The organism is Mycobacterium sp. WUMAC-067, from assembly GCF_020217485.1.
Taxonomy (GTDB): domain Bacteria; phylum Actinomycetota; class Actinomycetes; order Mycobacteriales; family Mycobacteriaceae; genus Mycobacterium.
This window is the reverse complement of record NZ_JAEKMI010000010.1, coordinates 69,992-93,723: the sequence shown is the minus strand read 5'-3', so window position 1 is coordinate 93,723 and position 23,732 is coordinate 69,992. Positions and strand designations below refer to the sequence as shown.

Below are 23,732 nucleotides of genomic sequence, written 5' to 3'. Positions count from 1 at the left end.
CCTCAGGCGGGCCGGCGCGCGCGGCCCAGCAGGAGCTCGGAAACCGGCATCGGCGCCCAGGCCGGCAGCGTCCACTCCCGCCGCGACGTGTCGACTTCGAATCCCGCCTCGACGATCGAGCGTTCGGTGTCGCGATGGGTGTGGCAGTTACCGAATAGCCGGGGCCACAACGTCGCATCGACGAAACGCTGAAAACGGCCCCGCGCGCCGGCGCTGGCGATGTGCTCGAGGTAGCGCAGTTCCCCACCCGGTCGCAGTAACGAGTACAGGCGCCGCAGCACGGCGCCCGGGTCGCGCACCGAGCACAGCACCAGCGAGCACACCACCGCGTCGAATGGCTCCCCGTCGCTGAGGCTTTCGGCCGTCTCGCCGGAAACGATGATGCGGGCCGGCGCCGCGTCGGCCGCGGCGCGCGCCCGGGCCGCCAGCCGCGGTTCGGGCTCCACCGCGATCACCTCGTCGACGGAGGCCGGATAGTGCGGAAAGTTCGTCCCGATCCCCGCGCCGACTTCCAACACCCGGCCGGACAAGCCGGCCAGGTTCTCCCGTCGCAGGACCCGGATCGCCTCGGCTTCATGGCTGGCGACGACGGGCCAGACGCGCGCGAAGAAGGGGTTGTCGACCGCCGTTGTCATACGTGTGTGAACCTTCCGACTCGGATGAGGCCCAGAATAGGGTTCGGCGACGGCATGGGTCGCCGTTAACCGATATTGGGCACCGGCTCCCCGAGCGCGGCCCCGGCGACCGGCGCCGGAGTGGGCTCGCGGTGTGCGGGTTGTTCGCCTTCGCTGATGCCGAACCGGTCGTGCAGCCGCGCCAGGGGCCCGGGCGCCCACCAGTTCCAGCGGCCCATCACGTGCATGAAGGCCGGGACGACCACCATCCGCACCAGGGTGGCGTCGGCGAAAACGGCCAGCACCAGGCCCAGACCGAACATCCGCATGAACGAGACGTGGGCGGCGATCAGCGCGGCGAACGACATCGACATCACCAGCGCGGCCGCGGTGATGACCCGGCCGGTGCGGGCGACGCCGAGAGCCACGCTCTCGTCGTTGGCGGCGTGGGCCTGCTTCGGGGTCGGCTTGGCGGGTCGGGCGGCGCCGGACGCCAGCCAGTACTCGCGGATCCGGGAGAGCAGGAAAACCTCGTAATCCATCGACAGCCCGAAGGCGATGCAGAACAGCAGCACCGGCATGTTGGCCACCAGCGTCCCGCTCGGCGTGGTGCCAAGCGCGCCGAGATGGCCGTCCTGGAAGATCCACACCAGCGCACCGAACGCCGCGGTCAACGACAGGAAGTTGCAGGCGAGCGCCTTGACCGGCAGCAGCACGCTGCCGGTCAGCAGGAACAGCAGCACGAAGGTGATCGCGGCCATCAGCCCGAGAACCAGCGGAAGCCGTTCGGTCACCGCGTCGACGCTGTCGCGGTTGACCTGCGCCACCCCACCCATTTCGACGGATCGGCCCGCCGGGCCGGGGACGCCGTGCAACCGCGCGAGCTGGGTGTCGTTCGCTGCGGAGAACAGTGGCGCCGTGCTGCTGACGGTCAGGAACGCGCTGCCGTGGGCCAGCCCGGTCGCCCCGGCCGGCGGCCCCATCCGGTTTCCGCCCGTGAAGGTTCCCCCGGGCGCAAACACCGCCGCCACGTCGGGCACCCGCGAAAGAGCGGCGGCGTAGGCGTCGAAGTCCCCCGGATTCAGGCCGGAGGCATCGGCGATGACGACGGGCACCGACGTCGCGGAATCGTCGGCGAAATCGCTGCGCAGCCGGTCACCGACCTGATGCGCCGACGCCGAGCGCGGCAGCACCCGGTCGTCCGGGAACCCCCACTTCACCGAGAAGAACGGCAGCCCGAGCAGCAGGAGCAGGCCCACGACGGCCAGGCCCACCGGCGCCCAGCGGCGCATCACGAACTTGCTCGACCGATACCAGAACAGTTGCTCGACGGGCTTGCGCGACGGCTCGGGTCGCCGGAGAGCCCGCCGCAGCAGCCGGCGCACGTTGAACGCGTCCAGCCGGTCGCCCAGCAGCACGATCGCGGCCGGGGTGATCACGATCGAGGCGGTGGCGACGAAGGCGACGGTGGCCACCCCGGCGTAGGCGAACGACTTGAGGAAGTACATCGGGAACGCGACCGTCGCCGACATCGACAGCGCCACGGTGACCGCGGAGAACAGCACCGTGCGGCCGGAGGTGGCCATGGTCCGCACGAGCGCTTCGTCGCGCTCGTGCCCGTCGGCCCGTTCGTCGCGATAGCGGCTGACGATGAGCAGGGTGTAGTCGATGGCCAGCGCCAGGCCCAGGGCGGTGCTGAGGTTGAGGGCGAAGATCGACACCTCGGTGGTGAAGGTGACGAGGCGCAACACCGACATCGAGCCGACAACGGCCAGCGCGCCCAACGCCATCGGCAGCGCGGCGGCCAGCAGCCCACCGAACACCCAGATCAGCACCACGAAGCTCAGCGGCAGCGCGATCATCTCCATCACCAGCAGGTCGTCCTGGTTCTGCTTGTTGATCTGCGCGTACTGCATGGCCGCGCCGCCGGCGCGGACGGTCACCCCATCACGGTCGTGGACGAACTGGTCCGCCAGGGTCTGCGCGTTGTGCTGAACGAAGTTTTCGCCGCCTTTGAGGTTGACCACGATGAGGCCCGACTTGCCGTCGCGGCTCACCAGATCGTCCGACGCTCCCGGGGCGCCGTCGGCGAGGGGTCGTGCCCACGGCGAGGAGACGTTGTACACCAGCGGGGACCGTTGCAACTGGTCGACGAGGTCGGTGCCCACCGTGCGGGCCTGTTCGCTGTGGGTGCCGCCGGGGGAAGTCACCAGGATCAGCATCTGCTGACCGCTCTGCCCGAACTTGTCGGTCAACACGTCGATGGCGCGGGCGGACTCCGAGTCCAGATCTTGGAAGCCGCCGGGAGACAAGCTCTTGGCGACGGGAATGCCGAAGACGGCGGCGGCGATGAAAACCAGCAGCCCTATCGCAATGATCCGGCGCGGCGCCGCGATGGCGACCCGGGCGATTTTCTGCAGCATTTTTTCAAGCCCTTCCGCTGCCGGTGCCCCTTTGCGCTGGCCGCTGGCTAGTCCGCGACAACGTAACAAACGCTAATGTCCACGCGTCGAACAGTGTTGTCTCTAAGCACGTGAAAGGGCCCGCAGACCGTTCAACGCCGGCTTTTAAACCGCGGGGACGGTAAGAGTCCGGCCAGAAAAATGTGTCGCAAGTAAGCAGCTCACGGCGCAAATCCCAGCGGAAATGGCGGCCACCCTACCCGTCGGTAAATTGCCACCATTTTCCGAATCGTGACTCAAAGTTTCCTTAATGGTGGCCCATACGCTCAGTGTCATGTGGATCGACGACACAAGTGCCGACGTCATCAAGGTCGACTTCGAGGCCCTCTACCACGGCGACGTGCTGGTGGAAGGCGAGACCTCGGAGCAGTTCGACGAACTGCAAGCGGCGAGCTGAGGCCCGACATGAGCATGCTCGCACGGCTGTTAATGGCCGAACCCTCCGTCAGTCGGTGGTTCCGTAAGTAACCATCGAATCGTGGTTATCACGAAAGCCCCCCGCCGATGCGGGGGGCTTTCGTTTTGTCGATGTTTTTCGCAGGGGCGTACGCCGCTAGCGCGGCGCCATGCGAATGGCGCCATCGAGGCGGATGACCTCGCCGTTGAGCATCGGGTTCTCGACGATGTGGACGGCCAGCGCGCCGTACTCGTCGGGGTCGCCCAGCCGCGCCGGGTGCGGCACCTGCTTGCCCAACGAGGCCTGCGCCTCCTCGGGCAGCGAACCCAGCAGCGGGGTCTTGAACAGGCCGGGCGCGATGGTCACCACGCGGATGAGCTCGCGCGACAGGTCGCGGGCGATCGGCAGCGTCATGCCGACCACGCCGCCCTTGGACGCCGAGTAGGCGGCCTGGCCGATCTGGCCCTCGAACGCGGCGACCGAGGCGGTGTTGATGATGACTCCGCGCTCTGGGCTCGTTTCGGGCCCAATGGGTTCGGTCTTGGCGATGCGCTCGGCGGCCAGCCGCAGCACGTTGAACGTGCCGATCAGGTTGACGCCGATGACCTTCTTGAAGCCGTCCAGCGGGAAGGGGCCGTCCTTGGACAGCGTCTTGATGGCGTTGCCGATGCCCGCGCAGTTGACGTTGATGCGCAGCGTGCCCATCGACTCGGCGGCGTCCAAGGCCTTGCCGACGGCGGCCTCGTCGGTGACGTCGGCCTCGACGAAGCGGGCGCGGTCGCCCAGCTCGCGGACGGCTTCCTCGCCGCGCAGGTCGATCACGACCACCTCCGCGCCGCGGTCGAGCAGCCGCTTGGTGGTGGCCAGGCCCAGCCCTGAGGCGCCCCCGGTGACGACGGCGACGGCGTCTTTGATCTCCATGCGAGTCCTTCCTTATTTCCCTCGATTCCAGCCAACTGGTTGGTCGGGACTATACCCAGTCGTTGAGTACCGATTCGGCGTCGGCCACCGGCGCAGCGGGACGCGGTGTCTCCGGCGCGGTGCGGGAGAACCGCGGCGCGGGCCGCGGCTGCAGGCCGCCGTCGACCTCGTAGAAGGTGTCCCGCTCGGTGATGTGCGGCTCGGTCTGCACCTCACCGAAGGCCAGCACCGGCGTCACGCACGCGTCGGAGTCGGCGAACACTTTGGCCCAGTGGTCACGGTCCTGGCTGGCGAACTTCTCGGTCAGCACCGCACGTAGTTCCGGCCAGCGGCCGACGTCGTTCTGCCCGGGCAGGTCCGCCCCGTCCAGGCCCAGCCCGGTGAGCATGGCGGCGTAGAACTGCGGCTCGATGGCGCCGACCGCGACGTAGCGGCCGTCGGCGCATTCGTAGGTGTCGTAGTAGGGGGCGCCGCCGTCGAGCAGGTTGGTGCCGCGCGCGTCGGTCCACATGCCCGACGACCGCATCTGCCACATCATCTGGACCAGCACGCTCGAGCCGTCCACCATCGCCGCGTCGACAACCTGCCCCTTGCCGGAGGTCTGCCGCTCCCACAGCGCGGACAGGATGCCCAGCAGCAGGAACATCGAGCCCCCGCCGAAGTCCCCGACGAGGTTCAGCGGCGGGACGGGCCGTTCGTTCACCCGGCCGATGGAGTGCAGGATGCCGTTGAGCGAGATGTAGTTGATGTCGTGGCCGGCCTGCTGGCTGCGCGGACCGGTCTGGCCCCAGCCGGTCATCCGGGCGTAGACCAGGCGGTCGTTGACCTTCGCGCAGTCTTCGGGGCCGAGGCCGAGCCGCTCGGTGACGCCCGGGCGGTAGCCCTCGATCAGCACGTCGGCCTTGGCGATCAGTTTGAGGACGAGGCCGCGGCCTTCGTCGGACTTCAGATCGGCGGTCACCACGCGGCGGTTACGCATCATGGCGTCCTTTGCCACACCGCCCGGACCGGACGACGGGCGGTCGATGCGCACCACGTCGGCGCCCAAGTCCCCCAGGATCATCGCGGCGTGTGGGCCCGGCCCGATGCCGGCCAACTCGACGACGCGCAGTCCCTTCAACGGTCCAGCCATGATCCACCGACCTTTCGTCCGCTCCGACGACATTGACCGTTCGTGCTCAAACAACCGGTCGTTCGACATCTTCGCAGCCGTGCCCGCGGCCCGCGCAGCCCGGTCACTTATGGTGAGCCCATGCCTTCATCCGCGATCGCCACCCTCGCCCCAGTCGCAGGCCTCGACGTCACGCTGTCCGACGGCGTGTTCTCGGTGACCATCAATCGGCCCGACAGCCTGAATTCGCTGACCATTCCGGTGATCACCGGGATCGCCGACGCGATGGAGTACGCGGCGACCGACCCCGAGGTCAAGGTGGTGCGGATCGGCGGCGCCGGACGCGGCTTCAGCTCCGGCGCGGGCATCAGCGCCGACGACGTGTCCGGCGGGGGCGCCGTCCCGCCGGACGAGATCATCCTCGAGATCAACCGGCTGGTGCGCGCGATCGCCGCGCTGCCCCACCCGGTGGTCGCGGCCGTCCAGGGACCCGCGGCCGGGGTCGGTGTTTCCATCGCCCTGGCCTGTGACGTCGTATTGGCTTCGGAGAGCGCGTTTTTCATGCTCGCCTTCACCAAGATCGGGTTGATGCCCGACGGCGGCGCATCGGCGTTGATCGCGGCCGCGATCGGCCGGATCCGGGCCATGCAGATGGCGTTGCTTCCCGAACGGTTGACCGCCGCCGACGCACTGTCCTGGGGGCTGGTCACCGCGGTTTATCCGGCCGACGACTTCGAGGCCGAGGTGGACAAGGTGATCGCGCGGTTGTTGGGCGGCCCGGCCGTCGCCTTCGCGAAGACCAAGCTGGCGATCAACGCGGCCACGCTCACCGAATTGGATCCCGCGCTGCAGCGGGAATTCGACGGACAGTCGGTGCTGCTGAAGTCCCCCGACTTCGTCGAGGGCGCAACGGCCTTCCAGCAGCGCCGCACGCCGAACTTCACCGATCGCTGAATGTCGTTGCGCTGACCCGGCGCAACGCTTGAGTCCGCGTCGATGCGGTAATCCTCCTCGTAAGACCCCAATGGCTGACGAGCGACGGAGGATCGATGCCCGAACCCGTGCGGTGCTTGGTGACCGGCGCGACCGGCTACATCGGCGGGCGCCTGGTGCCCCGGCTGCTCGAGGACGGTCATCACGTACGGGCCTTGGCGCGCAACCCCGACAAGCTGGCGCAGGCGCCATGGCGCCGGCACGCGGAGGTGGCGCGCGGTGACCTCGGTGACGTCGATTCCCTGATCGCCGCGTTCGACGGAATCGACGTGGTGTACTACCTGGTCCACTCGATGGGAAGTTCGAAAGACTTCGCCGCCGAGGAGACCCGCGCCGCCCGCAATGTGGTGACCGCCGCACGGCGCACCGGGGTGCGTCGGATCGTGTATCTGAGTGGACTGCATCCGGAAAACACCGACCTCTCACCACATCTCGCGTCGCGCAAAGCCGTCGGGGAGGCCCTCATCGACTCCGGCATCGAGACCGTGGTGCTGCAGGCCGGGGTGGTCATCGGCTCGGGATCGGCATCGTTCGAAATGATCCGGCACCTCACCGACCGGTTGCCCGTGATGACCACGCCGAAGTGGGTGCACAACAGAATCCAGCCGATCGCGGTGCGCGACGTGCTGTACTACCTGGCCGCGGCGGCTTCTGTTTCGAGCGCCCCGGTCCCGAAGTCACGAACTTGGGACATCGGTGGACCCGACGTGTTGGAGTACGGGGACATGATGCGGGTCTACGCCGAGGTCGCCGGGCTGGGCAACCGCTACCTGTTCGTACTGCCGTTTCTGACCCCGGCGATCGCCAGCCTCTGGGTGGGGCTGGTGACCCCGATTCCGTCCGGCCTGGCGCGGCCACTGATCGAGTCGCTGGAATGCGATGCGGTGGCGCGTGATTCCGATATCGACATGATCATCGAGCCGCCACCGGACGGACTCACCGGATACCGCCGCGCGGTCGAGTTGGCGCTGCAGCGCGCAAAGCGCGGCCTCCCCGATGCCAGCTGGTCGTCGCTGCGGTCCGAGCCGGCCGAGCCGCTGCCCAGCGACCCCGACTGGGCCGGCGAGATCGTCTACACCAGCGTGCAGACCGCGACCGCCGCCGCCGCGCCCGCCGACGTATGGTCGGCGGCCCGCGCCGCGACAGCCGCGCGCCGCTGGCAGCGACGCCTGCCGCTGTCGGGCTGGGGCGTGGAGGAAAGCGATCCCGGCGCCAGGCTGCGGCTGCACTCCATGCCGGGTCGAGTAGGCCGGGCCTGGCTGGAGATCACCGTGCGGCCGGACGGCGGCGGCAGCCGGTACACGCAACGGGTGATCTTCGTGCCGCGCGGCGTCGCTGGCCGGATGTACCGGCTCACGGTGTGGCCGCTGCGGGTCGCCGCCCTGCGCGCTCTGGCGCACAACGTCGTCTCGTCGGCCTGACTCAGACCCCGAACATGGGCGGCAGGGCCAGCACCATGATCAGCCCCCAGCCGACGTGGGTCAGCACCGGCGCCAGCACGCCGCCGCTGGCCCGGCGCTCCAGCGCGCACACCGTCCCGAGGATGATCGCGGCGAATCCCAGCATGGGGTTGCCGCTGGCCATGGTCGCGGCGGTGTAGAGCAGCGTGGAGATCAACACCGGGTGATACCGGCCCAGCGCGGTGTAGAGCGCGCCACGGAAGAACAGCTCCTCGGCGACGCCGTTGATCACGGTGATCAGCACCACCAACACGAAAGAGCCTTGATGGGCGAAGAGCAGCACCCGGGTGATCAGCTCGGAGACGGCCGGGATCTCTCGGGCGATCAGCCCGCCCACGACGAACGCGCCACCGACGAGCAGGCCGACGGTCGTTCCGGTGATGACCGGCCGCTGGTTGCGGCCCCGCCAGCAGATGCCGCCCAGGTGCAACGGACCGGAGACCAGCGCACCGGCGGTCCACACCGCCGCGAGCGCCAGGGTCAGCCAGTAGAAGCTGGCCTCCCCCGGATGGCGCCGCAACGAGTACCCCAGCACCGCCGCGCCGACCACCAGCGTGATCGCGACGATGACGCGGCGCCGCCGCACCACGGACGGCGATTCATGGTGCGGCACAGCAACATTGGTGACGGCGCGGCGCAACTCGGCGAAGGCGCTGCTGTGGTAGGGGGTCGTTGACTGGCTCATGCGGGACGCACCTTCGGGGTCAGGGCGATCAGAACGTCGAGGCCGGTGCGAAGCGCTCCGGCAACCGGACCGGGGACCCTGTTCACCAGCCCCAGGGTCGGCCGCACGATGGGGGGTGTGACGCGCTGGGCGAGTTGCCGGATGCGCCGCGCGTCGCCACCGGCCCAGGCGGCATCGGTGTTGGCGAGGTCGTGCGGATCGGCCAGGGCATTGACGGGGCGCGGCCGCTGATTCGACCGGCCGGCCAGGGCCAGCGCGATGGCGTCGTCGATGCCGAGCAGGCCGCCGGGCGGATCGGGCACCCGGTCGCGCAGGTCGCTGACGGACGCCACCATCGGGTGGTCGAGCGACTGGACGAGGTCCCCGGCCAGGCCCGGGGGCACCGGCAGGGCGACGCCGGTGATCAGCGAGGCCAGCGTCGTGTCGACCCTGCCGACCGACAAGCCGGTATGCCATCGCCCGGAGATGCGGGCATAGGTCTTGAGTAGCCGGCGGTAGGACGTGGTTTCGGGCCCGGAGATGTCATATGCCCCGGCCGGCACCCGGTCGGGATCGGCCGCGGCGACGAGGTAGTGCAGGACGTCGCGGATCGAGATCGGGTCGATCGGGTTGTCCATCCAGCTCGGAATCGGGATGACCGGGAAGCGATCTCCCACGTAGCGCATCATCTCGAACGACGTCGAGCCGGCACCGATGATCATCGCCGCGCCCAGCCACACGAGCTCCGGGCCGTCGGGGACGGTGAGCGCCTCGGCCACCTCGGCCCGGCTGGTCAAGTGCTCGGACAAGGCCTCGTCGGCGGGCACGAAACCGCCCAGGTAGACGATGCGGCGCACCCCGGCGTCGCGGGCCGCGGTCGCGAGGTTGGCAGCCGCGGACTTGTCCGCGTCGCGGAAACCGGGCTGACCGATGCCGTGCACCAGGTAATACACCACGTCAACGGGGCCGCAGCCGGCGAAGGCGGCTCGCAGCGAATCCGGGTCAGCGGCGTCGAGGGTCACCGGCGTGATGTCGTCGAACCAGCCGAAGCGCTTGAGACGCAACGGGTTTCGAGTTGCGGCCGCAACCTGGTGCCGGTTTTGCAGCAGCGCCGTGACCAGTCGTGATCCCACATAGCCGGTGGCACCGGTGACCAGAACCCGCATACCCCGACCCTAGCCCGACGACCAGGCCCCTGGCCCGCGCGACGCAAAGACGGATTTGAACCGGTGCGGCGGCGGCATCGTTCCCGGGTGCATGAAGAAGTTCACTGGGGGCACCGCGGACGTCGCGGTGAAATATCCGTCCATCGCCGGCGTGGCGGTGAAGTTCCCGCCCAACCGCTATACGCAACACGAGGCCATCCGCGCGCTGACCGACATCGCCGGCCCCGATTTTCGCCGCTTCGGCCTCAGCAGCGGCGTCGAATTCCGCAACACCGCGTTGCGGCTGCCCCGCTACCGCGAGCTGAACGGCTTCACCGAGGCCAACGACGCCTATCTCGACGTGGCGCTCGACCTGGGCGAGCAGGCGCTGGTGGCGGCCCTGGACGACGCCAAGGTGAAGCCGTCGGAACTCGACATCGTGTTTTCGACGACGGTCACCGGCCTCGCCGTTCCGACGCTGGAGGCCCGCTTGGCGACGCGGGTCGGGCTGCGGCCCGACGTCAAACGCGTCCCGCTGTTCGGGCTGGGCTGCGTCGCCGGCGCGGCCGGGGTGGCGCGCATGCACGACTATCTGCGCGCCTTCCCCGACCACACGGCCGCGCTGCTCGCGGTCGAACTGTGCTCGCTGACCATCCAGCGCGACGACACGTCGGTCGCCAACCTGGTCGCCACCAGCCTTTTCGGCGACGGCGCGGCCGTGGTGATCAGCGAAGGCGCCCAGCGCACCGGCGCCGAACACACCGGCCCGCGGGTGCTGGCCACCCGTAGCCGGATCTATCCCGACACCGAAGACGTCATGGGCTGGAAGATCGGCGGGGACGGATTCCGCATCGTGCTCTCCGCCGACATCGCCACCATCGCCGAGAAATACCTGGGCGATGACGTCCGCGAATTCCTCGCCGATCACGGGTTGCGCCCGCACGACGTCACAACCTGGGTCTGCCACCCGGGCGGGCCGCGGGTGATCGAGGCCGTCGAGAGCGTGTTGGACCTGCCCGCGGACGCCCTCGACCGCACGCGAAAGTCGTTGCGGGAGAACGGCAACCTGTCGTCGGTCTCGGTGGTCGACGTGCTCGCGGCCAACATGGCCGATCCGCCGCCACCGGGCTCGATCGGCCTGATGATCGCGATGGGGCCGGCGTTTTGCTCCGAGCTGGTGCTGCTGGCCTGGTAGGGCTGGTAGGGCTGGTAAAGACTGTATCCATGTATTACCTGCTGGTGCTGGCCGTTGGGGTCGAGCGCGTCGCCGAGCTGGTGGTGTCCACCCGCAACGCGCGATGGTCGTTTACCCAGGGCGCCAAGGAGTTTGGTCGATCGCACTACCCGGTGATGGTGGTCATCCACACCGCGCTGCTGGTCGGCTGCCTCGTCGAACCGTGGGCGCTGCACCGGCCCTTCATCGGTTGGCTGGGCTGGCCGATGCTGGCGGTGGTGGCGGCCAGTCAGGCGCTGCGCTGGTGGTGCATCACGACGCTGGGCCGGCGGTGGAACACCCGGGTGATCGTGCTGCCGGCGGCCCCGCTGGTGCGACGAGGTCCCTACCGCTGGCTGCACCATCCGAACTATGTTGCAGTGGTGGCGGAAGGGTTGGCGCTGCCGTTGGTGCACACGGCGTGGCTGACCGCGGCCATCTTCACCCTGGCCAACGCCGCGTTGCTGAAGGTGCGTCTGCAGGTGGAGAACTCGGCTCTGGGTTACACATGAGCGATTACGACGCGGACCTGCTGATCGTCGGCGGCGGTCCGGGCGGCCTGGCCACGGCGTTACACGCTCGGCGCCTTGGACTTTCGGTGATCGTGGCCGAGCCGCGCGAGAGCCCCATCGACAAGGCGTGCGGCGAGGGGCTGATGCCCGGCGGACTGGCCGAACTGACCGCGCTGGGCGTCGACCCGGTGGGCATGCCGTTTCACGGCATCGCCTATGTGAGCGAACAACGGCGGGCCCAGGCTCGGTTTCGCGGGGGGCCCGGGCGCGGCGTGCGTCGCACGACGTTGCACGCGGCGCTGGCCGCGCGCGCCAAAGAGCAAGACACCGACTGGATCCGCACGCGGGTGACCGGCGTCCGGCAGGATGCGCACGGCGTCTCGGCCGCCGGGGTGCGCGCGAAATGGTTGGTGGCGGCCGACGGCCTGCATTCTCAGGTCCGGCGGGCCGTCGGCATCGCGGCGAGCGCGGGGACACCGCGACGCTACGGCGTGCGCTGGCACTACCGGGTGCCGGCGTGGACCGACTTCGTCGAGGTGCACTGGTCGCGCTGGGGCGAGGCGTACGTGACGCCGGTCGAGCCCGATCTGGTCGGCGTGGCGATCCTGTCTCGTGGACGGCCCGACCTGGCCTGGTTCCCGCGGCTGGCCCGGCAGCTGGACGGCGCCGGCGCCGGGCAGCCCCGCGGCTGCGGCCCCCTGCGCCAGGTGGTCTCGCGGCGCGTCGCGGGCCGCGTCCTGCTGGTCGGCGACGCCGCCGGTTATGAGGACGCCCTGACCGGCGAGGGCATCAGCCTCGCCCTCAAGCAGGCCGCCGCGGCCGTCGAGGCCATCGCCGACGAGACTCCCGCCTCGTACGAGAAGGCGTGGCACCGGATCACCCGCGACTACCGGTTGCTCACCCGCGGGCTGGTGCTGGCCAGCACGCCGCCCGCGGTGCGGCGCGCCGTCGTGCCGGCGTGCACGCTGCTACCCGGCGTGTTTCGGCGCGGGGTGAACATCCTTGCGCACTGACACGGGGCTTTGAAGCGCGAGCAGACGCAGAATCGCGTTGTGCGGGCAGTTCGCGTGCGATCTGTGTCTGCTCGCGCCTTTTAACGCGCCTTCCAGACCGGGTCCCGCTTCTCGGCGAACGCCAGTGGTCCCTCCTTGGCGTCCTCGGAGCGGATCAGGACCCGCATCTCGCGCACGGTGCGTTCCCAACCCGGCTCGTCGTCGACGACGACCCCGTCGTCGACGCCGTAGGCGACCCGCTTGCTGGCCTGCACCGACAGCGGCGCGTTGACGGTGACCCGCGCGGCCAGCGCCAGCGCGGCGTCCAGCACCGATCCCTGCGGGGCGACCTCGTTGATCAACCCCCACTCGCAGGCGGCGGCCGCGGTGAGCGGATCACCGGTCAGCAGCAGCTGCATCGCCACCTTGCGGGGCAGCTGCTGCGCGATGCGGAAAACGCCACCGGCGGCGGCGATCAGCCCGCGTTTGACCTCGGGGAGCCCGAACTGGGCCCGCTCGTCGGCCACCACCAAATCACTGGCCAGCGCCAGCTCGGTGCCGCCGCCCAGGGCGGTCCCGTTCACCGCCGCGATGGTCGGCTTGTCGATGAAGTGGTGGACGTAGCCGGCGAAACCCCACTCGGGATGGTCGGGGTGGTAAAGGTTTTCGCGGCGAGCGATCGCCTTGAGGTCGGCGCCGGCGCAGAACGACTTGTCGCCTGCGCCGGTGAGCACCACCGCCCGCACCTCGGGATCGTGTTGCGCCGCTTCCAGCGCATCCCCGACGCCGATGCTGACCGCGGCGTTGACCGCGTTGCGGGCCTCCGGCCGGTTGATGGTTATCACCATCACGTTGCCCCGGCGTTCCGCCAGGGCGCCGGGCGCTTCCGTCACAACAGTTCCACGATGGTGGCGTTGGCCTGGCCGCCGCCCTCGCACATGGTCTGCAGACCGTAGCGAATCCCCTTGTCCCGCATGTGATACAGCAGGGTGGTCATGATCCGGGCGCCCGATCCGCCGAGCGGGTGGCCCAGCGCGATGGCGCCGCCGTTGGGGTTGAGCTTCTTCTCGTCGGCGCCAATGTCCTTGAGCCACGCCAGCGGGACGGGCGCGAACGCCTCGTTGACCTCGTAGGCGCCGATGTCGTCGATGGACAGCCCGGATTTCTTCAGCACCTTCTGCGTCGCCGGGATGGGCGCGGTCAGCATGATCACCGGGTCGGCCCCGGCCAGCGACGCGGTGTGCACCTTGGCGATCGGTTTGAGGCCCAGCTCCTTGGCCTTCTCGGCCGACATGAAAAGCAGCGCCGCCGAACCATCGGAGATCTGCGACGAGTTGCCGGCGTGGATCACGCCGTCCTCCTTGAACGCCGGCTTCAGCGAGGCCATCTTCTCCATCGGCGTGCCGCGGCGGATGCCCTCGTCCTTGAGGACGACGTTGCCGTCCTGATCCTTGATGCCGACGATCTGGCCGTCGAAGGCGCCGGAATCCTGTGCGGCCGCGGCCTTTTCGTGCGAGGCCAACGAGAATTCGTCGAGCGCGGTGCGGTCGAAGCCCCACTTCTCGGCGATCATCTCGGCGCCGATGCCCTGGTTGGGGATCTGGCCTTCGTAGCGATCCAGGAAGGCCTGGGAGTACGGCCTGCCCCCGTTGGCCAGCGACGCCCCCATCGGGGTGCGCGACATCGACTCGACGCCGCCGGCGACGACGACGTCGTAGTGCCCGGCGATCACCCCGGCGGCCGCGAAGTGGATGGACTGCTGGCTGGACCCGCACTGGCGGTCGACGGTCACGCCGGGGACGGTCTCGGGCCAGCCGGCGGTCAGCAGCGCGGTGCGGCCGATGTCGAGGGCCTGCTCGCCGGCCTGCATGACGCAGCCCCAGATGACGTCGTCGACGATGCCCGGATCGACGCCGGCCCTGTCGACCAGGCCGTTGAGCACCTGCGCGGACAGATCCGCCGGGTGCAGCCCGGACAATCCGCCGTTGCGCTTCCCGATCGGTGAACGCACTGCCTCGACGATGACGGCTTCAGCCATGGTCTTGTCTCCTTTGACACGTGGACTTCGAAAGAGTTGAGTCTTGCCTCGATTGTCAACCAAGGGGTTGGGAGGGCGAACCCCGGGGTGCTTCTCCCCCGTATCGACCGAGGTGACCAACTACGCCGTCGCACGCGCTACCGCATGTGCGAGCGGATTCGAAAGCCACGTAAAGCAGGCCGGCACAGCCGTTTTGGGTGGCGCGACCAAGTCGCGCCGCCCTCAACCGGCGGGGTAGGCGACCGACTTGATCTCGGTGTACTGGTCGAACCCGGCGACACCGTTCTGGCGACCCACGCCGCTTTCCTTGTAACCACCGAACGGGGTGTCGGCGCCGTAGGGGGCGCCACCGTTGACGCCCATGAAGCCGGCCTTGATGCGGCGGGTCACCGACAGCGCACGCTCGAGGGAACCCGCAAACACGTTGCCGGCCAACCCGTACACGCTGTCGTTGGCGATCCGGATCGCGTCCTCCTCGTCGTCGAACGGAATGACCGAGAGCACCGGGCCGAAGATCTCTTCCTGCGCGATGGTCATCTTGTTGTCGACGTTGGTGAAAAGCGTTGGCCGCACGAAGTATCCCTTGTCGAAACCCGTCGGCGCGTCGGGACCGCCGACCAGTGCGGTGGCACCTTCTTCCACACCCTTCTTGATGTAGCCGGTCACCCGCTCGAGCTGCCGCTGCGAGATCACTGGGCCGCACAGCGTGCCGGGGTCCTGCGGGTCGCCGCACGTGACGTTCTCGTAGATGTTCTTGAGGATCTCCACGCCCTCGTCATAGCGGGACCGCGGCAGCAGCAGCCGGGTCGGGTTGGCGCAACCCTGACCGGCATGCATGCACGGCGCGATGCCGACCATGCAGGCCGTCCCGAAGTCGGCGTCCTCCAGCACGATGGTGGCCGACTTGCCGCCGAGCTCGAGGAACAGCCGCTTCATGGTGGCGGCGCCCTTTTCCATGATCCGCTTGCCGACCACCGTCGAACCGGTGAAGGAGATCAGGTCGACCTTCGGTGACAGCGTGAGCTCCTCGCCCACGAAGTGGTCCGACGCGGTGACGACGTTGACCACGCCGGCGGGGATGTCGGTCTTCTCGGCGATCAGCCGGCCGAGCCGGGTGGCGTTGAACGGCGTGTTCGGCGCCGGCTTGAGCACCACCGTGTTGCCGGTTCCCAGCGCCTGGCCGAGCTTGTTGAGGGTGACCTCGAACGGGAAGTTCCACGGCACGATCGCGCCGACCACACCGACCGGCTCCCGCCATACCTTGCGGGTGGTCAGCGTGCCCGTGAGGCTGATGACCTTGTCGCCCAGGTCGGTCTCCCACGCGTACTCGTCGATCAACCGGGCGGGATAGCGCAGCCCGTCTTCCAGCGGGGCGTCCAACTGGGGGCCGAACGTGATGGCCCGCGGCGAGCCGACCTCGAGGATGAGTTCCTCGCGCAGTTCTTCCTTCTCCGATTCGATCGCCTCGTGCAGCTGCAACAGGCAGCGCTTGCGCAGTTCGCGGTTGGTCGACCAGTCGGTCTCGTCGAAGGCGCGTCGGGCGGCGTCGATGGCCCGCTGCATGTCCTCCTTCGAGGCGTCGGCAACCTCGCCGAGCGGCTCCTCGGTGGCCGGGTTGATATTGGTGAAGGTGCCGGCCTGCCCGTCGACGAGCTTGCCGTCGATCATCATCTTCGGCTCGAAGCGGACCTTTACAGCCTCAGTCATATCTGTCACTCTCTTCTGGGTCGTTGAGGGGCTACGGAGAGCCTTACCGGAAACTAGCCGATTGGCAAGGTGTAGCCGGCCGCGGGGCCGCTTAGTGCGGGTCGAACAGCACCGGCACCGACGTCGGCGACCGGAAAACCTGCCCGCGGATGTGCGGATCGTCCGCGTCCGGGTCCAGCCGAAGGTTCGGCAGCCGGTCGAGCAAAAGGTTGATGGCGGTGCGCATCTCGAGCCGCGCCAGGTGCATGCCGAGGCAGACGTGCACACCGTGCCCCCAGCCCAGGTGGCTCTTGGGTGCGCGGAAGATGTCGAACGTTTCCGGTTCGGGATAGCGGTCTTCCTGCCGATTGGCCGCACCCAGCATCGGCATTACCGTCGAACCAGCCGGTATCGGCACCCCGCCGAGCTCGGTGTCGCGGGTGGCCACCCGGGTGATGGTCAGCAGGGGCGGTTCCCACCGCACGCCTTCCTCGATGGCCTGCGGCAGCAGCGACCGGTCGGCGCGGATGGCGTCGAGCTGCACGGGGTCGGACAGCAGCGCCAACAGCAGGCTGCCCAGCGACCGGTAGGTCGTCTCCACCCCGGCGGGCAGCAGCAGGCGCAGGAACGAGTAGATCTCCTCGTCCTCGAGTTTCTCGCCGTCGATCTCCGCCTGGGACAGAGCGCTGATCAGATCGTCCTGGGGCTCGGCGCGGCGGGACGCGAGGATCGGCGCGAAGTAGTCGCACAGCGCGGCCGAGGCGGCAAGGCCGCGTTCCGGGTTCAGGATCCAGCTCAGCAGCGAGATGGACCAGCGCTGAAACTGCGGGTAGTCCTCCTGCGGCAGGCCCAGCAGGCCGGCGATGATCTGGCTGGGGTAGTCGAAGGTGAATTCCTTGACCAAATCGGCCTTGCCGTGGGCGGCGAACTTGTCGATCAGGCTGTTGCCCACGCGGCCGACCAGCTCGTCTTCCCACCGCGCCAAGGCCTTCTGCGAGAAGGCCTTGGACACCAGTGATCGCAGCCGGCCGTGCACCGGCTCGTCCATGCCGAGCATGACGCGCTCCCCCAGCACCGGGCCGAACGCGGCGATGACGGCCGCCGAGGAGAACGTCTCGTTGTCGCGCAGCATCTGCTGGGCTTCTTCGTGACGGTAGACGATGAAGACGGGCTTGGATTCCTCATGCGGCATCCCCGACGTGTCCAGGCGTTGAATCGGCTCCTCGCGGCGCAGCCGGGCCAGCTCGGTGTACGGGTCGCGCACGTCGCCCGAGACCGCGTCGTCGAACGCGCCGAAGTCTTCCAAGTCGTCGAAAAGTTGCTCCACTATTCCCCCTCGTTTCCTTTGTGGCGCTTGGCCGCCAGCGATGCCAGGCGCTGCAGCACCGGTGCCGGAAGGATCTTCGCGGCCATCACCATCGCCTTCTGGCTGGCGGTCAGCGGCCACGCCCCGCCCCGCATCGACCCCTGTCTCGGTATGCCCAGCACGATCCGCGACAGGTGGTGCATGCCCGAGGCGGGCAGGATCCTGTTGGCGGCCAGCAGGATCGACGCGTCCGGGCCGATGCCGCGGCGGCGAAACGGCTCCCGGTCATCGAGCGCCTTCAGCAGGCCGTCGGCGAAGCGCTCGGGCGGCCGGGCCATCTTCATCGCGAAGCGGCCGCGGCTGTTCATGGTGTTGTGCAGCCGGGCGTACGGGCCGGCGAAGTCGCGATCGTCGGTGGTGCCGGCGTCGGTGATGATCTCGGTGTCATAGGTGCCGGCGACCACCACGGTGACCCCGAGTCCGAAAGGCGCGATCTCGCACGCCATCGATTCCCCCCACCGCTCCAGCGCCCCCTTGGCCGCCGAGTACGGCGCGGTGGCGGGCTGGCCGCGCACTCCAGCGGCGCTGGACACCAACACAATTCGCCCCGCACCCGCCGCCCGCATCGACGGCAGCAGAGCCTGGGTGAGCGTGACAGGCCCCAGCACGCTGGTAGCAAGCATGCGCTGCCACAACGCCAGATCGGTTTCCTCCACCATTCCGGCCGCGGAGATGCCCGCGTTGTGCACCAGCGCATACGGTGCGCCCACGGCTTCCTCGATTGCCTTGGCCGCCGCGGTGATTGACGCGGTGTCCGTCAGGTCGAGCTGCACACCGATCAATCGTTCGTCGTCGGACGGCGTCAGCCCCTGGTCCTGAATCGCCTGACGCAGCAGCGGCATTCCCTGGTCGGGTGTGCGCATGGCCGCGACGACGCGCCACCCTTCCCGATACAGCCGCACCGCCGAGGCGAACCCCAGCCCGCGCGACGCGCCGGTGATGACGACCGTGCGCGGCTCAGCCATGGTTGCTCGGTGCGGGGGTTGCGCACGCGCCTTCGCCCGGTGGCGGGGGCTCGACGTGGGGCCGACCGTTGGGCTCTCCGCTCGCCCACGTCGACCAGATGCCGACCGAGAACGGACCTTGCGCGCCGGCCTTCTCGTAGAAACCTTGCGGGTCATAGACTTTGGCCTCGGGGTACGGCCACGGGCAGGCCACCGAGGTGGCGGCATGGCTGACCTTGATGACCCAGAACCAGCCGCCGTACGCGAAGTAGGACACGTTGATGATGACGAACATCACCAGGAAGGTGCCCAGCACCGGTCGCCCCGGGAACAACTTCGCCTTTGCGGCAAGCTTTTCCGCGACCGATTTCCCGGTGTCGTCGCGATAGCACAGGATCGCGGCCGGCACCATCACGAAGCACACCGAGAACGACTCCCAGATCAACGGGAACTGAAATGTCGTGCCGGTGAACACCGATCCCCACGGAATGACCTGCGAGTAGATGTACATGCCCCAGTGGACGAGGGTGTTCTCCAGGAATGCGTCGAAAACGAAACCGATCACCAGGGTGATCAGACCCAGGCACACCAAGGGGTGCCGCGACGCATAGCTCGCGGGCCCGTATTTCGCCTGCAGCTTGCGCAGCAGCCAGACGGCCGGGAAGTAGGGGCCGAAGTAGAACATCACGTAACCGAAGACGACGAACGGCTCGACCGTCGGCGACAGCGAAACCAGCGGCCAGGATTCCGGCCAGTGCACCAGATCGGGGTTGTAGACCGCGAATGGCGACCAGTTCATGATCGGGTCCTGCCACACGATCAGCGTGGTGCACAAGAACATCAGCATCGCCGGGCTGCCGGGGTTGCGGCGCCAGCCCCTGATGAAGACGATCAACAGCACGATCAGCGCCACCACGGTGGCCCAGTCCAGGAAGTCGATGTAGTCCAGCCCGAACATGAACTTCACCGGGCGCGGCCGCCCCTGCACGTTCGGATTCGCCACGCGCGGGTCAAGGGCCACCCGGCAATTCGCGATGAAGAACAACACGAAGGCGGCCAGCGCGGCGCCGGAGATCCAGCCGCCCCAGCCGCGCCTGTTGGTTCGCGGCGGGGAAACCGCTTCCTGTTGCGCGGCAGGCGGTGTGGACTGTTCGGTGGACATCGTCGTCAGCCTTCCTCGCCGAAGCGATCAACCAGGTGCGAGTTGACGCCATCGGCATCGAGCGTGCGGGCCACGAGATACCCGGCGCCCATCCATGCCCGCCGCGTCCACTTGCCGAAGGAGATCCGGGTTCCGGGCGCCCCGGAGGCGGCGGGCATCATCTTCACCCGCTCCAGCGCCTCCTTGATTCCGCGCGGGCTGAGCGGGTGCGCGTCGGTGAACGCGCGCACGAGTGTCGCGGCGACGTCGCGATTCACCACGGTCACGCAGAACTCGGGCCGGCTGCCGTTGTACCGCTTCGCGTAGCTGTCGAGGAAGTCCTGGCCGATCCGGTTCGCCTCGTCGTACTGGTCGACACCGATCCAGCCCATGAACGCGTTCCACATGATCGGGTTCACCCAGGCGTTCTGCCACGCGGTGGTGGTGAAACGGGGCGGGTCCCAGGCGAGAGCCTCGAGGGCCGGGTTGATGAAGACGATTCCGAATCCGAATCCCAGGTGCACGATCGCCTCGGCCTTCGCCTCGTGCAGCGTCCGCACCGCAGCGTTGATGTCCTGGGCGGTCTGGGCGATTTCAGCTTCCGCCACGATCCGAATGCCCTTGCGCCGACAGGCACTTCGCAGGTTCTTCAGGTAGCTCTCGCCGATGAGGCTCTGCTCGACCAGGACACCGATTTCGGCCAGTCCCCGTTTGGCGATCAGGTCGGCCAGGAAGATGGGTTCATCGGTCATGGATCCCTGGGGGAATGCGAAGGTCCACTCGCCCAGCCAATCGTCGGTGCCGGTCACACTGATCGCGGGCACCTTGAACCGCTCCTCGATCGCTTCGCGCAACGGCACGCAGTTATCGGTGATGTTGGGGCCGAAGACCACCAGGCAGCCCTCGTCGACCAGTTCGCCATACGCGTCGATCACCGCCTTGACCGAACCCTTGGGCAGGCCCTCCACCTCGCGGTAGATCATCTGCACCGGACGGTCCATCAGCCCCTGGGCGACCGCCTCTTCGAAGATGAGGTCGAAGGTCTGGGTGAAGGACGCGAACAGATCATCGGGAAACCCCGGCGGCAGCCTGAAATCCATCAGGTAGCCGACTTTGATCGGCTCAGCGCTGCTTTCGTAGGACATCTGGCCTCCCGGGTGGCATGTTCGCGCGCGTGCCCAAAATCAAAAACCTAATATTTGTTCAGACACTAGCGGGGGCGATATGCAGCGTCAATCGTCGTGCTCGCCCAGGTAAATCTCGATCATCTCGCCCAGGGCTTTGCCCACCGCCACGTCGTCGGTGAGCGGCCCCGCGATGGCCGCCCGGGCCGCCTCCCTCATGCTCAGCCCCTCGGCCACCAGCCTGCCCGCCGCGATCAGCACGCGCGTCGACGCGACCTCACGCAACCCGCCCGTCTCGAGCCGGCGAATCGCCTGACCGAAACGGACCAACTCGGCCGCGGTGGCAGCGCCCACGCCGGCCTCGTGCGCGACGATTCCCTCTTCGACATCGACTGCGGGGAAGTCGAATTCGATCGCGACCATGCGCTGACGTGTCGAATCCTTGAGATCCTTGAGCACGCTCTGATACCCGGGGTTGTACGACACCACCAGGCCGAATCCGGGGGCCGCGTCCAGCGTGACGCCGAGTCGCTCGATGGGCAGCTGGCGCCGGTGGTCGGCGAGCGGATGCAGGACCACGGTGGTGTCCTGGCGGGCTTCGACCACTTCGTCGAGGTAGCAGATCGCGCCCTCGCGCACGGCCCGGGTCAGCGGGCCGTCCACCCAGACGGTCTCGTCACCGCGCAGCAGATACCGCCCGACCAGGTCGGCGGTGGTCAGGTCGTCATGGCAGGCGACGGTGATCAGCGGCCGGCCCAGGTCGTAGGCCATCGCCTCGACGAATCGGGTCTTCCCACAGCCCGTCGGGCCCTTGAGGACCAGCGACAGGCCCTGGCGGTACGCCGCCTTGAAGACGGACTCTTCGCCGCCGACCGCCTGGTAATAGGGCCGCACTCCCTTTGCGTCCGCGTCGGACGGACCGCGGTTGAAGTACGCAAGCCCGGACTCGTTGGCCATAGCTTCCCTTCAGATCGTCCGGCGATTTGGAGCCTATGCGGAACAGATGTTTGTTTTCAAGTGCCGCGACGAGCGGGTCCGGCGAGTTGGTTCGCCAACTGTGTTCTGGGACTTGACATCAGCGACGGCCTACGGCGAACCTCCGCCGAGCGCAGCGCCGACCGAAACAACGGTCCGATGACACCGGCCAGCTGATCGGGGCGCGCGATCGTCGCGTGCGCGGTAGTGCCGAACACCCTGCGCAGCGATTGCACATCGGTTCCCGCGCCGATGGTCAGGCACACACAGCCGGTCCCCCGCCGACGGGCCTCGGTCAGCGCGCGGCGCGCGTCCGCGGCACCGTAGGCCCGCTCGTATCCGTGGTCATAGGCGAGGCCGTCGGAGAGCACCACCAACAGCCGCCGGGACGTTCCGCCGCGCGCCTCCAAGACCGCCGAACCGTGGCGGATCGCCGCGCCCAGCCGCGAGTACGCGCCGGGTTCCAGGCTGTTGAGCCGTCGGATGACCTGGGCGTTCAAATGGTCGTCGAACCGCTTCACGGGCACCATGCTCACCGCGCGCCGGCCCTGCGAGTAGTACGCGTAAAGCGCGACGCGGTCACCCAGGTCGTGCAGGGCCACCGTGAGGTTGGCGACCGCGGCGCGCTGTTGTTGGTGCACCGTCCGCCCGACCGTTCCCGGCTCGGCCGCCGACCCCGACACGTCGAGCAGGAGCAGCACCGACAGGTCGCGTCGGCGCCGCAGGCTGTCGAGGTACACCGCCTCGTCGGGCACCGACCCGGCCCGCACTTCGACCCGGGCTTCGACGGCCGCGTCGATGTCGATGTCGTCGCCCTGCGACTGCCGGTGCCGGCGATGCAGACCCATGCCGAGCCGCGAAAGCGGACGGCGCACACCGAGGGCGTCGTCGATGGCCTGCGTCGCGGTGGCGTTGATCTCCGGTTCGATCTCGCGCACGGTGCACCATGCCGGTCGGTAATTCCTGTGTGCCACATCCCATTCCGGATACCGCACACCGTCCGCGGCGGGGTCCTCATCGTGCCCCTCGTCGCCGGGGGCCGGCGCCAGCGACGCCACGGCGTAGGCGCCGCGCCGGGTGGAACTGATGCGATGAGTGGGGCCGTCCGCGCCGGGCGGCCCGCCGCCGCTCCCGGTCCTGCGCGCCGAGGACAGCATCTTTTTCAGCCATTTGCCGATGAAGCCGCCCCCGCCCACGGGGCTGGTGAACAAGTCCGGGTCGTCGGAATCGTCGACCTCACCATCGTCGAGCTCCTCGAGTTCCCGCTTCTGGTTGTTCGAATTTCGCGGAACATGTTGGGGTTCGGCCTGATTCTGCTGCGCGGACACCCGGGAGGCCGCCGCCGCCACCTTTGCCGCACGGATCACGCCGAATTCCGGTCGCGGGTCCTCGATGGCCCCCCGCGCGGCGGCGATGCGCAACGACGCTGCGGGTGAGTCGCTGCGACCGGCGACGGCGCGATCACCGACCGGCGACAGGATGCCCGGCAGCAGGTCGGCGTTGCTCACCAGTGCGCGATGACCCTCGACCGCCAGATAGCGTCTGGCCAGCCGCGGGTGGCGCACCAAGGCGCGCACCACGGCGGGATCCAGACTGCCGGCCGCGATCATCGAGGCTTGTACCGCGACCGACGCGAGCCGCCCGCGGTCTGGCGCGGCGGGGTCGATGTAGATCGTCTGGCCGTCCGTCCACGCGGATTCACCCGGCCGCAGCTCGGCGACGGCCACCGCCCGGCCCGCCAGTGCCGAGGCCAGCATCCCGAGCCCCTGCACCCGGTCACCGCGCGCGTCGTCTGCCACACCCGACCTCCGAACCGTCGTTGACCAAATATCTGTTCCACCGTAAAGTCCGCCATGAGTGCAGTCAATCGGCTTTTCCGTCACAAGAGGCGGCGTCACCGCGGGTGTACACGAGTTAGTCAGGAACACATCATGATTGACTTCACCGCCAGGCGGCGGTGGTCACCGGTGCCGG

General features: G+C 68.6%; 21 protein-coding genes. 6 read left to right on the top strand and 15 right to left on the bottom strand.

All coding sequences use genetic code 11. The annotated features are described in order from the left end of the window. Positions 1–2: 2 nt before the first annotated feature. A complete protein-coding gene (locus JF781_RS09540) occupies positions 3–635 on the bottom strand; it encodes a class I SAM-dependent methyltransferase (RefSeq protein ID WP_225328146.1) in 633 nt (210 codons plus the stop codon). 65 nt (positions 636–700) lie between these two features. Further along, positions 701–3,037 carry an MMPL family transporter gene (locus JF781_RS09535; protein ID WP_225328145.1) on the bottom strand — a complete coding sequence of 779 codons (2,337 nt, stop codon included), beginning with the start codon at positions 3,035–3,037 and terminating at the stop codon, positions 701–703. Between the two features lie 313 nt (positions 3,038–3,350). Here JF781_RS09535 and JF781_RS28430 point away from each other — a divergent pair, with 313 nt between their 5' ends. Continuing rightward, complete coding sequence (locus JF781_RS28430) at positions 3,351–3,473, top strand: hypothetical protein (RefSeq protein WP_003878506.1); 123 nt, start codon at positions 3,351–3,353, stop codon at positions 3,471–3,473. Between the two features lie 156 nt (positions 3,474–3,629). Here the strand turns inward: JF781_RS28430 and JF781_RS09530 are convergent, their stop codons facing one another. Together JF781_RS09530 and JF781_RS09525 are read right to left on the bottom strand one after the other, a co-directional pair. Continuing rightward, the gene (locus JF781_RS09530) at positions 3,630–4,394 is read right to left on the bottom strand and encodes a 3-hydroxyacyl-CoA dehydrogenase (RefSeq protein ID WP_225328144.1); all 765 of its coding nucleotides are present in this window, start codon (positions 4,392–4,394) and stop codon (positions 3,630–3,632) included. A gap of 49 nt (positions 4,395–4,443) precedes the next feature. After that, positions 4,444–5,526, bottom strand: coding sequence for a CaiB/BaiF CoA-transferase family protein (locus JF781_RS09525; protein WP_225328143.1), 1,083 nt, complete (start codon positions 5,524–5,526; stop codon positions 4,444–4,446). A 120-nt stretch (positions 5,527–5,646) separates the two neighbouring features. On the opposite strand from JF781_RS09525, the gene JF781_RS09520 reads away from it, so the two are divergent. Both JF781_RS09520 and JF781_RS09515 read left to right on the top strand, forming a co-directional pair. Continuing rightward, positions 5,647–6,459 carry an enoyl-CoA hydratase gene (locus JF781_RS09520; protein ID WP_225328142.1) on the top strand — a complete coding sequence of 271 codons (813 nt, stop codon included), beginning with the start codon at positions 5,647–5,649 and terminating at the stop codon, positions 6,457–6,459. Positions 6,460–6,554: 95 nt separating this feature from the next. Beyond that, the gene (locus JF781_RS09515) at positions 6,555–7,919 is read left to right on the top strand and encodes a DUF2867 domain-containing protein (RefSeq protein WP_225328141.1); all 1,365 of its coding nucleotides are present in this window, start codon (positions 6,555–6,557) and stop codon (positions 7,917–7,919) included. Between the two features lies 1 nt (position 7,920). Here the strand turns inward: JF781_RS09515 and JF781_RS09510 are convergent, their stop codons facing one another. Both JF781_RS09510 and JF781_RS09505 read right to left on the bottom strand, forming a co-directional pair. Beyond that, positions 7,921–8,643, bottom strand: coding sequence for a CPBP family intramembrane glutamic endopeptidase (locus JF781_RS09510; protein ID WP_225328140.1), 723 nt, complete (start codon positions 8,641–8,643; stop codon positions 7,921–7,923). Beyond that, complete coding sequence (locus JF781_RS09505; RefSeq protein ID WP_225328139.1) at positions 8,640–9,788, bottom strand: NAD(P)H-binding protein; 1,149 nt, start codon at positions 9,786–9,788, stop codon at positions 8,640–8,642. The genes JF781_RS09510 and JF781_RS09505 overlap by 4 nt, the downstream gene beginning before the upstream one ends. A 91-nt stretch (positions 9,789–9,879) precedes the next feature. On the opposite strand from JF781_RS09505, the gene JF781_RS09500 reads away from it, so the two are divergent. Genes JF781_RS09500 through JF781_RS09490 form a run of 3 tightly spaced genes read left to right on the top strand, consistent with a single transcriptional unit; the run spans position 9,880 to position 12,505 of the window. Beyond that, positions 9,880–10,962: a type III polyketide synthase gene (locus JF781_RS09500; RefSeq protein ID WP_225328138.1), complete on the top strand. Its 1,083-nt coding sequence runs from the start codon at positions 9,880–9,882 to the stop codon at positions 10,960–10,962. A gap of 29 nt (positions 10,963–10,991) precedes the next feature. Next, on the top strand, positions 10,992–11,492 hold the full coding sequence (locus JF781_RS09495; RefSeq protein ID WP_225328137.1) for an isoprenylcysteine carboxyl methyltransferase family protein: 501 nt from the start codon (positions 10,992–10,994) through the stop codon (positions 11,490–11,492). Continuing rightward, positions 11,489–12,505, top strand: a complete 1,017-nt coding sequence (locus JF781_RS09490) for an NAD(P)/FAD-dependent oxidoreductase (protein WP_225328136.1) — start codon at positions 11,489–11,491, stop codon at positions 12,503–12,505. The genes JF781_RS09495 and JF781_RS09490 overlap by 4 nt, the downstream gene beginning before the upstream one ends. Positions 12,506–12,585: 80 nt before the next feature. On the opposite strand, the gene JF781_RS09485 is transcribed toward JF781_RS09490, so the two are convergent. The 9 genes from JF781_RS09485 to JF781_RS09445 all read right to left on the bottom strand — a co-directional run bounded on the left by JF781_RS09485 (position 12,586) and on the right by JF781_RS09445 (position 23,557). Beyond that, on the bottom strand, positions 12,586–13,377 hold the full coding sequence (locus JF781_RS09485; RefSeq protein WP_225328135.1) for a crotonase/enoyl-CoA hydratase family protein: 792 nt from the start codon (positions 13,375–13,377) through the stop codon (positions 12,586–12,588). After that, positions 13,374–14,522, bottom strand: coding sequence for a thiolase family protein (locus JF781_RS09480; protein WP_225328134.1), 1,149 nt, complete (start codon positions 14,520–14,522; stop codon positions 13,374–13,376). Before JF781_RS09480 ends, JF781_RS09485 begins: the two co-directional genes overlap by 4 nt. 222 nt (positions 14,523–14,744) lie before the next feature. After that, the gene (locus JF781_RS09475; RefSeq protein ID WP_225328133.1) at positions 14,745–16,229 is read right to left on the bottom strand and encodes an aldehyde dehydrogenase family protein; all 1,485 of its coding nucleotides are present in this window, start codon (positions 16,227–16,229) and stop codon (positions 14,745–14,747) included. A gap of 91 nt (positions 16,230–16,320) precedes the next feature. Further along, positions 16,321–17,535, bottom strand: coding sequence for a cytochrome P450 (locus JF781_RS09470; RefSeq protein WP_225328132.1), 1,215 nt, complete (start codon positions 17,533–17,535; stop codon positions 16,321–16,323). Continuing rightward, positions 17,535–18,539 carry an SDR family oxidoreductase gene (locus tag JF781_RS09465; protein ID WP_225328131.1) on the bottom strand — a complete coding sequence of 335 codons (1,005 nt, stop codon included), beginning with the start codon at positions 18,537–18,539 and terminating at the stop codon, positions 17,535–17,537. Before JF781_RS09465 ends, JF781_RS09470 begins: the two co-directional genes overlap by 1 nt. Further along, the gene (locus tag JF781_RS09460) at positions 18,532–19,680 is read right to left on the bottom strand and encodes a spirocyclase AveC family protein (protein WP_225328130.1); all 1,149 of its coding nucleotides are present in this window, start codon (positions 19,678–19,680) and stop codon (positions 18,532–18,534) included. Before JF781_RS09460 ends, JF781_RS09465 begins: the two co-directional genes overlap by 8 nt. A 5-nt stretch (positions 19,681–19,685) precedes the next feature. After that, positions 19,686–20,804, bottom strand: a complete 1,119-nt coding sequence (locus tag JF781_RS09455; RefSeq protein ID WP_225328129.1) for an ABC transporter substrate-binding protein — start codon at positions 20,802–20,804, stop codon at positions 19,686–19,688. Between the two features lie 87 nt (positions 20,805–20,891). Next, on the bottom strand, positions 20,892–21,740 hold the full coding sequence (locus JF781_RS09450) for a CbbQ/NirQ/NorQ/GpvN family protein (RefSeq protein WP_225328128.1): 849 nt from the start codon (positions 21,738–21,740) through the stop codon (positions 20,892–20,894). Between the two features lie 56 nt (positions 21,741–21,796). Next, the gene (locus JF781_RS09445; RefSeq protein ID WP_225328127.1) at positions 21,797–23,557 is read right to left on the bottom strand and encodes a nitric oxide reductase activation protein NorD; all 1,761 of its coding nucleotides are present in this window, start codon (positions 23,555–23,557) and stop codon (positions 21,797–21,799) included. Between the last annotated feature and the right edge of the window lie 175 nt (positions 23,558–23,732).

Bases quoted from the DNA above. Each gene is read 5' to 3' on its own strand.
- JF781_RS09540 (WP_225328146.1), bottom strand. From the start codon at position 635: ATGACAACGGCGGTCGACAACCCCTTCTTCGCGCGCGTCTGGCCCGTC.
- JF781_RS09535 (WP_225328145.1), bottom strand. From the start codon at position 3,037: ATGCTGCAGAAAATCGCCCGGGTCGCCATCGCGGCGCCGCGCCGGATC.
- JF781_RS28430 (WP_003878506.1), top strand. From the start codon at position 3,351: ATGTGGATCGACGACACAAGTGCCGACGTCATCAAGGTCGACTTCGAG.
- JF781_RS09530 (WP_225328144.1), bottom strand. From the start codon at position 4,394: ATGGAGATCAAAGACGCCGTCGCCGTCGTCACCGGGGGCGCCTCAGGG.
- JF781_RS09525 (WP_225328143.1), bottom strand. From the start codon at position 5,526: ATGGCTGGACCGTTGAAGGGACTGCGCGTCGTCGAGTTGGCCGGCATC.
- JF781_RS09520 (WP_225328142.1), top strand. From the start codon at position 5,647: ATGCCTTCATCCGCGATCGCCACCCTCGCCCCAGTCGCAGGCCTCGAC.
- JF781_RS09515 (WP_225328141.1), top strand. From the start codon at position 6,555: ATGCCCGAACCCGTGCGGTGCTTGGTGACCGGCGCGACCGGCTACATC.
- JF781_RS09510 (WP_225328140.1), bottom strand. From the start codon at position 8,643: ATGAGCCAGTCAACGACCCCCTACCACAGCAGCGCCTTCGCCGAGTTG.
- JF781_RS09505 (WP_225328139.1), bottom strand. From the start codon at position 9,788: ATGCGGGTTCTGGTCACCGGTGCCACCGGCTATGTGGGATCACGACTG.
- JF781_RS09500 (WP_225328138.1), top strand. From the start codon at position 9,880: ATGAAGAAGTTCACTGGGGGCACCGCGGACGTCGCGGTGAAATATCCG.
- JF781_RS09495 (WP_225328137.1), top strand. From the start codon at position 10,992: ATGTATTACCTGCTGGTGCTGGCCGTTGGGGTCGAGCGCGTCGCCGAG.
- JF781_RS09490 (WP_225328136.1), top strand. From the start codon at position 11,489: ATGAGCGATTACGACGCGGACCTGCTGATCGTCGGCGGCGGTCCGGGC.
- JF781_RS09480 (WP_225328134.1), bottom strand. From the start codon at position 14,522: ATGGCTGAAGCCGTCATCGTCGAGGCAGTGCGTTCACCGATCGGGAAG.
- JF781_RS09475 (WP_225328133.1), bottom strand. From the start codon at position 16,229: ATGACTGAGGCTGTAAAGGTCCGCTTCGAGCCGAAGATGATGATCGAC.
- JF781_RS09465 (WP_225328131.1), bottom strand. From the start codon at position 18,539: ATGGCTGAGCCGCGCACGGTCGTCATCACCGGCGCGTCGCGCGGGCTG.
- JF781_RS09460 (WP_225328130.1), bottom strand. From the start codon at position 19,680: ATGTCCACCGAACAGTCCACACCGCCTGCCGCGCAACAGGAAGCGGTT.
- JF781_RS09455 (WP_225328129.1), bottom strand. From the start codon at position 20,804: ATGTCCTACGAAAGCAGCGCTGAGCCGATCAAAGTCGGCTACCTGATG.
- JF781_RS09450 (WP_225328128.1), bottom strand. From the start codon at position 21,740: ATGGCCAACGAGTCCGGGCTTGCGTACTTCAACCGCGGTCCGTCCGAC.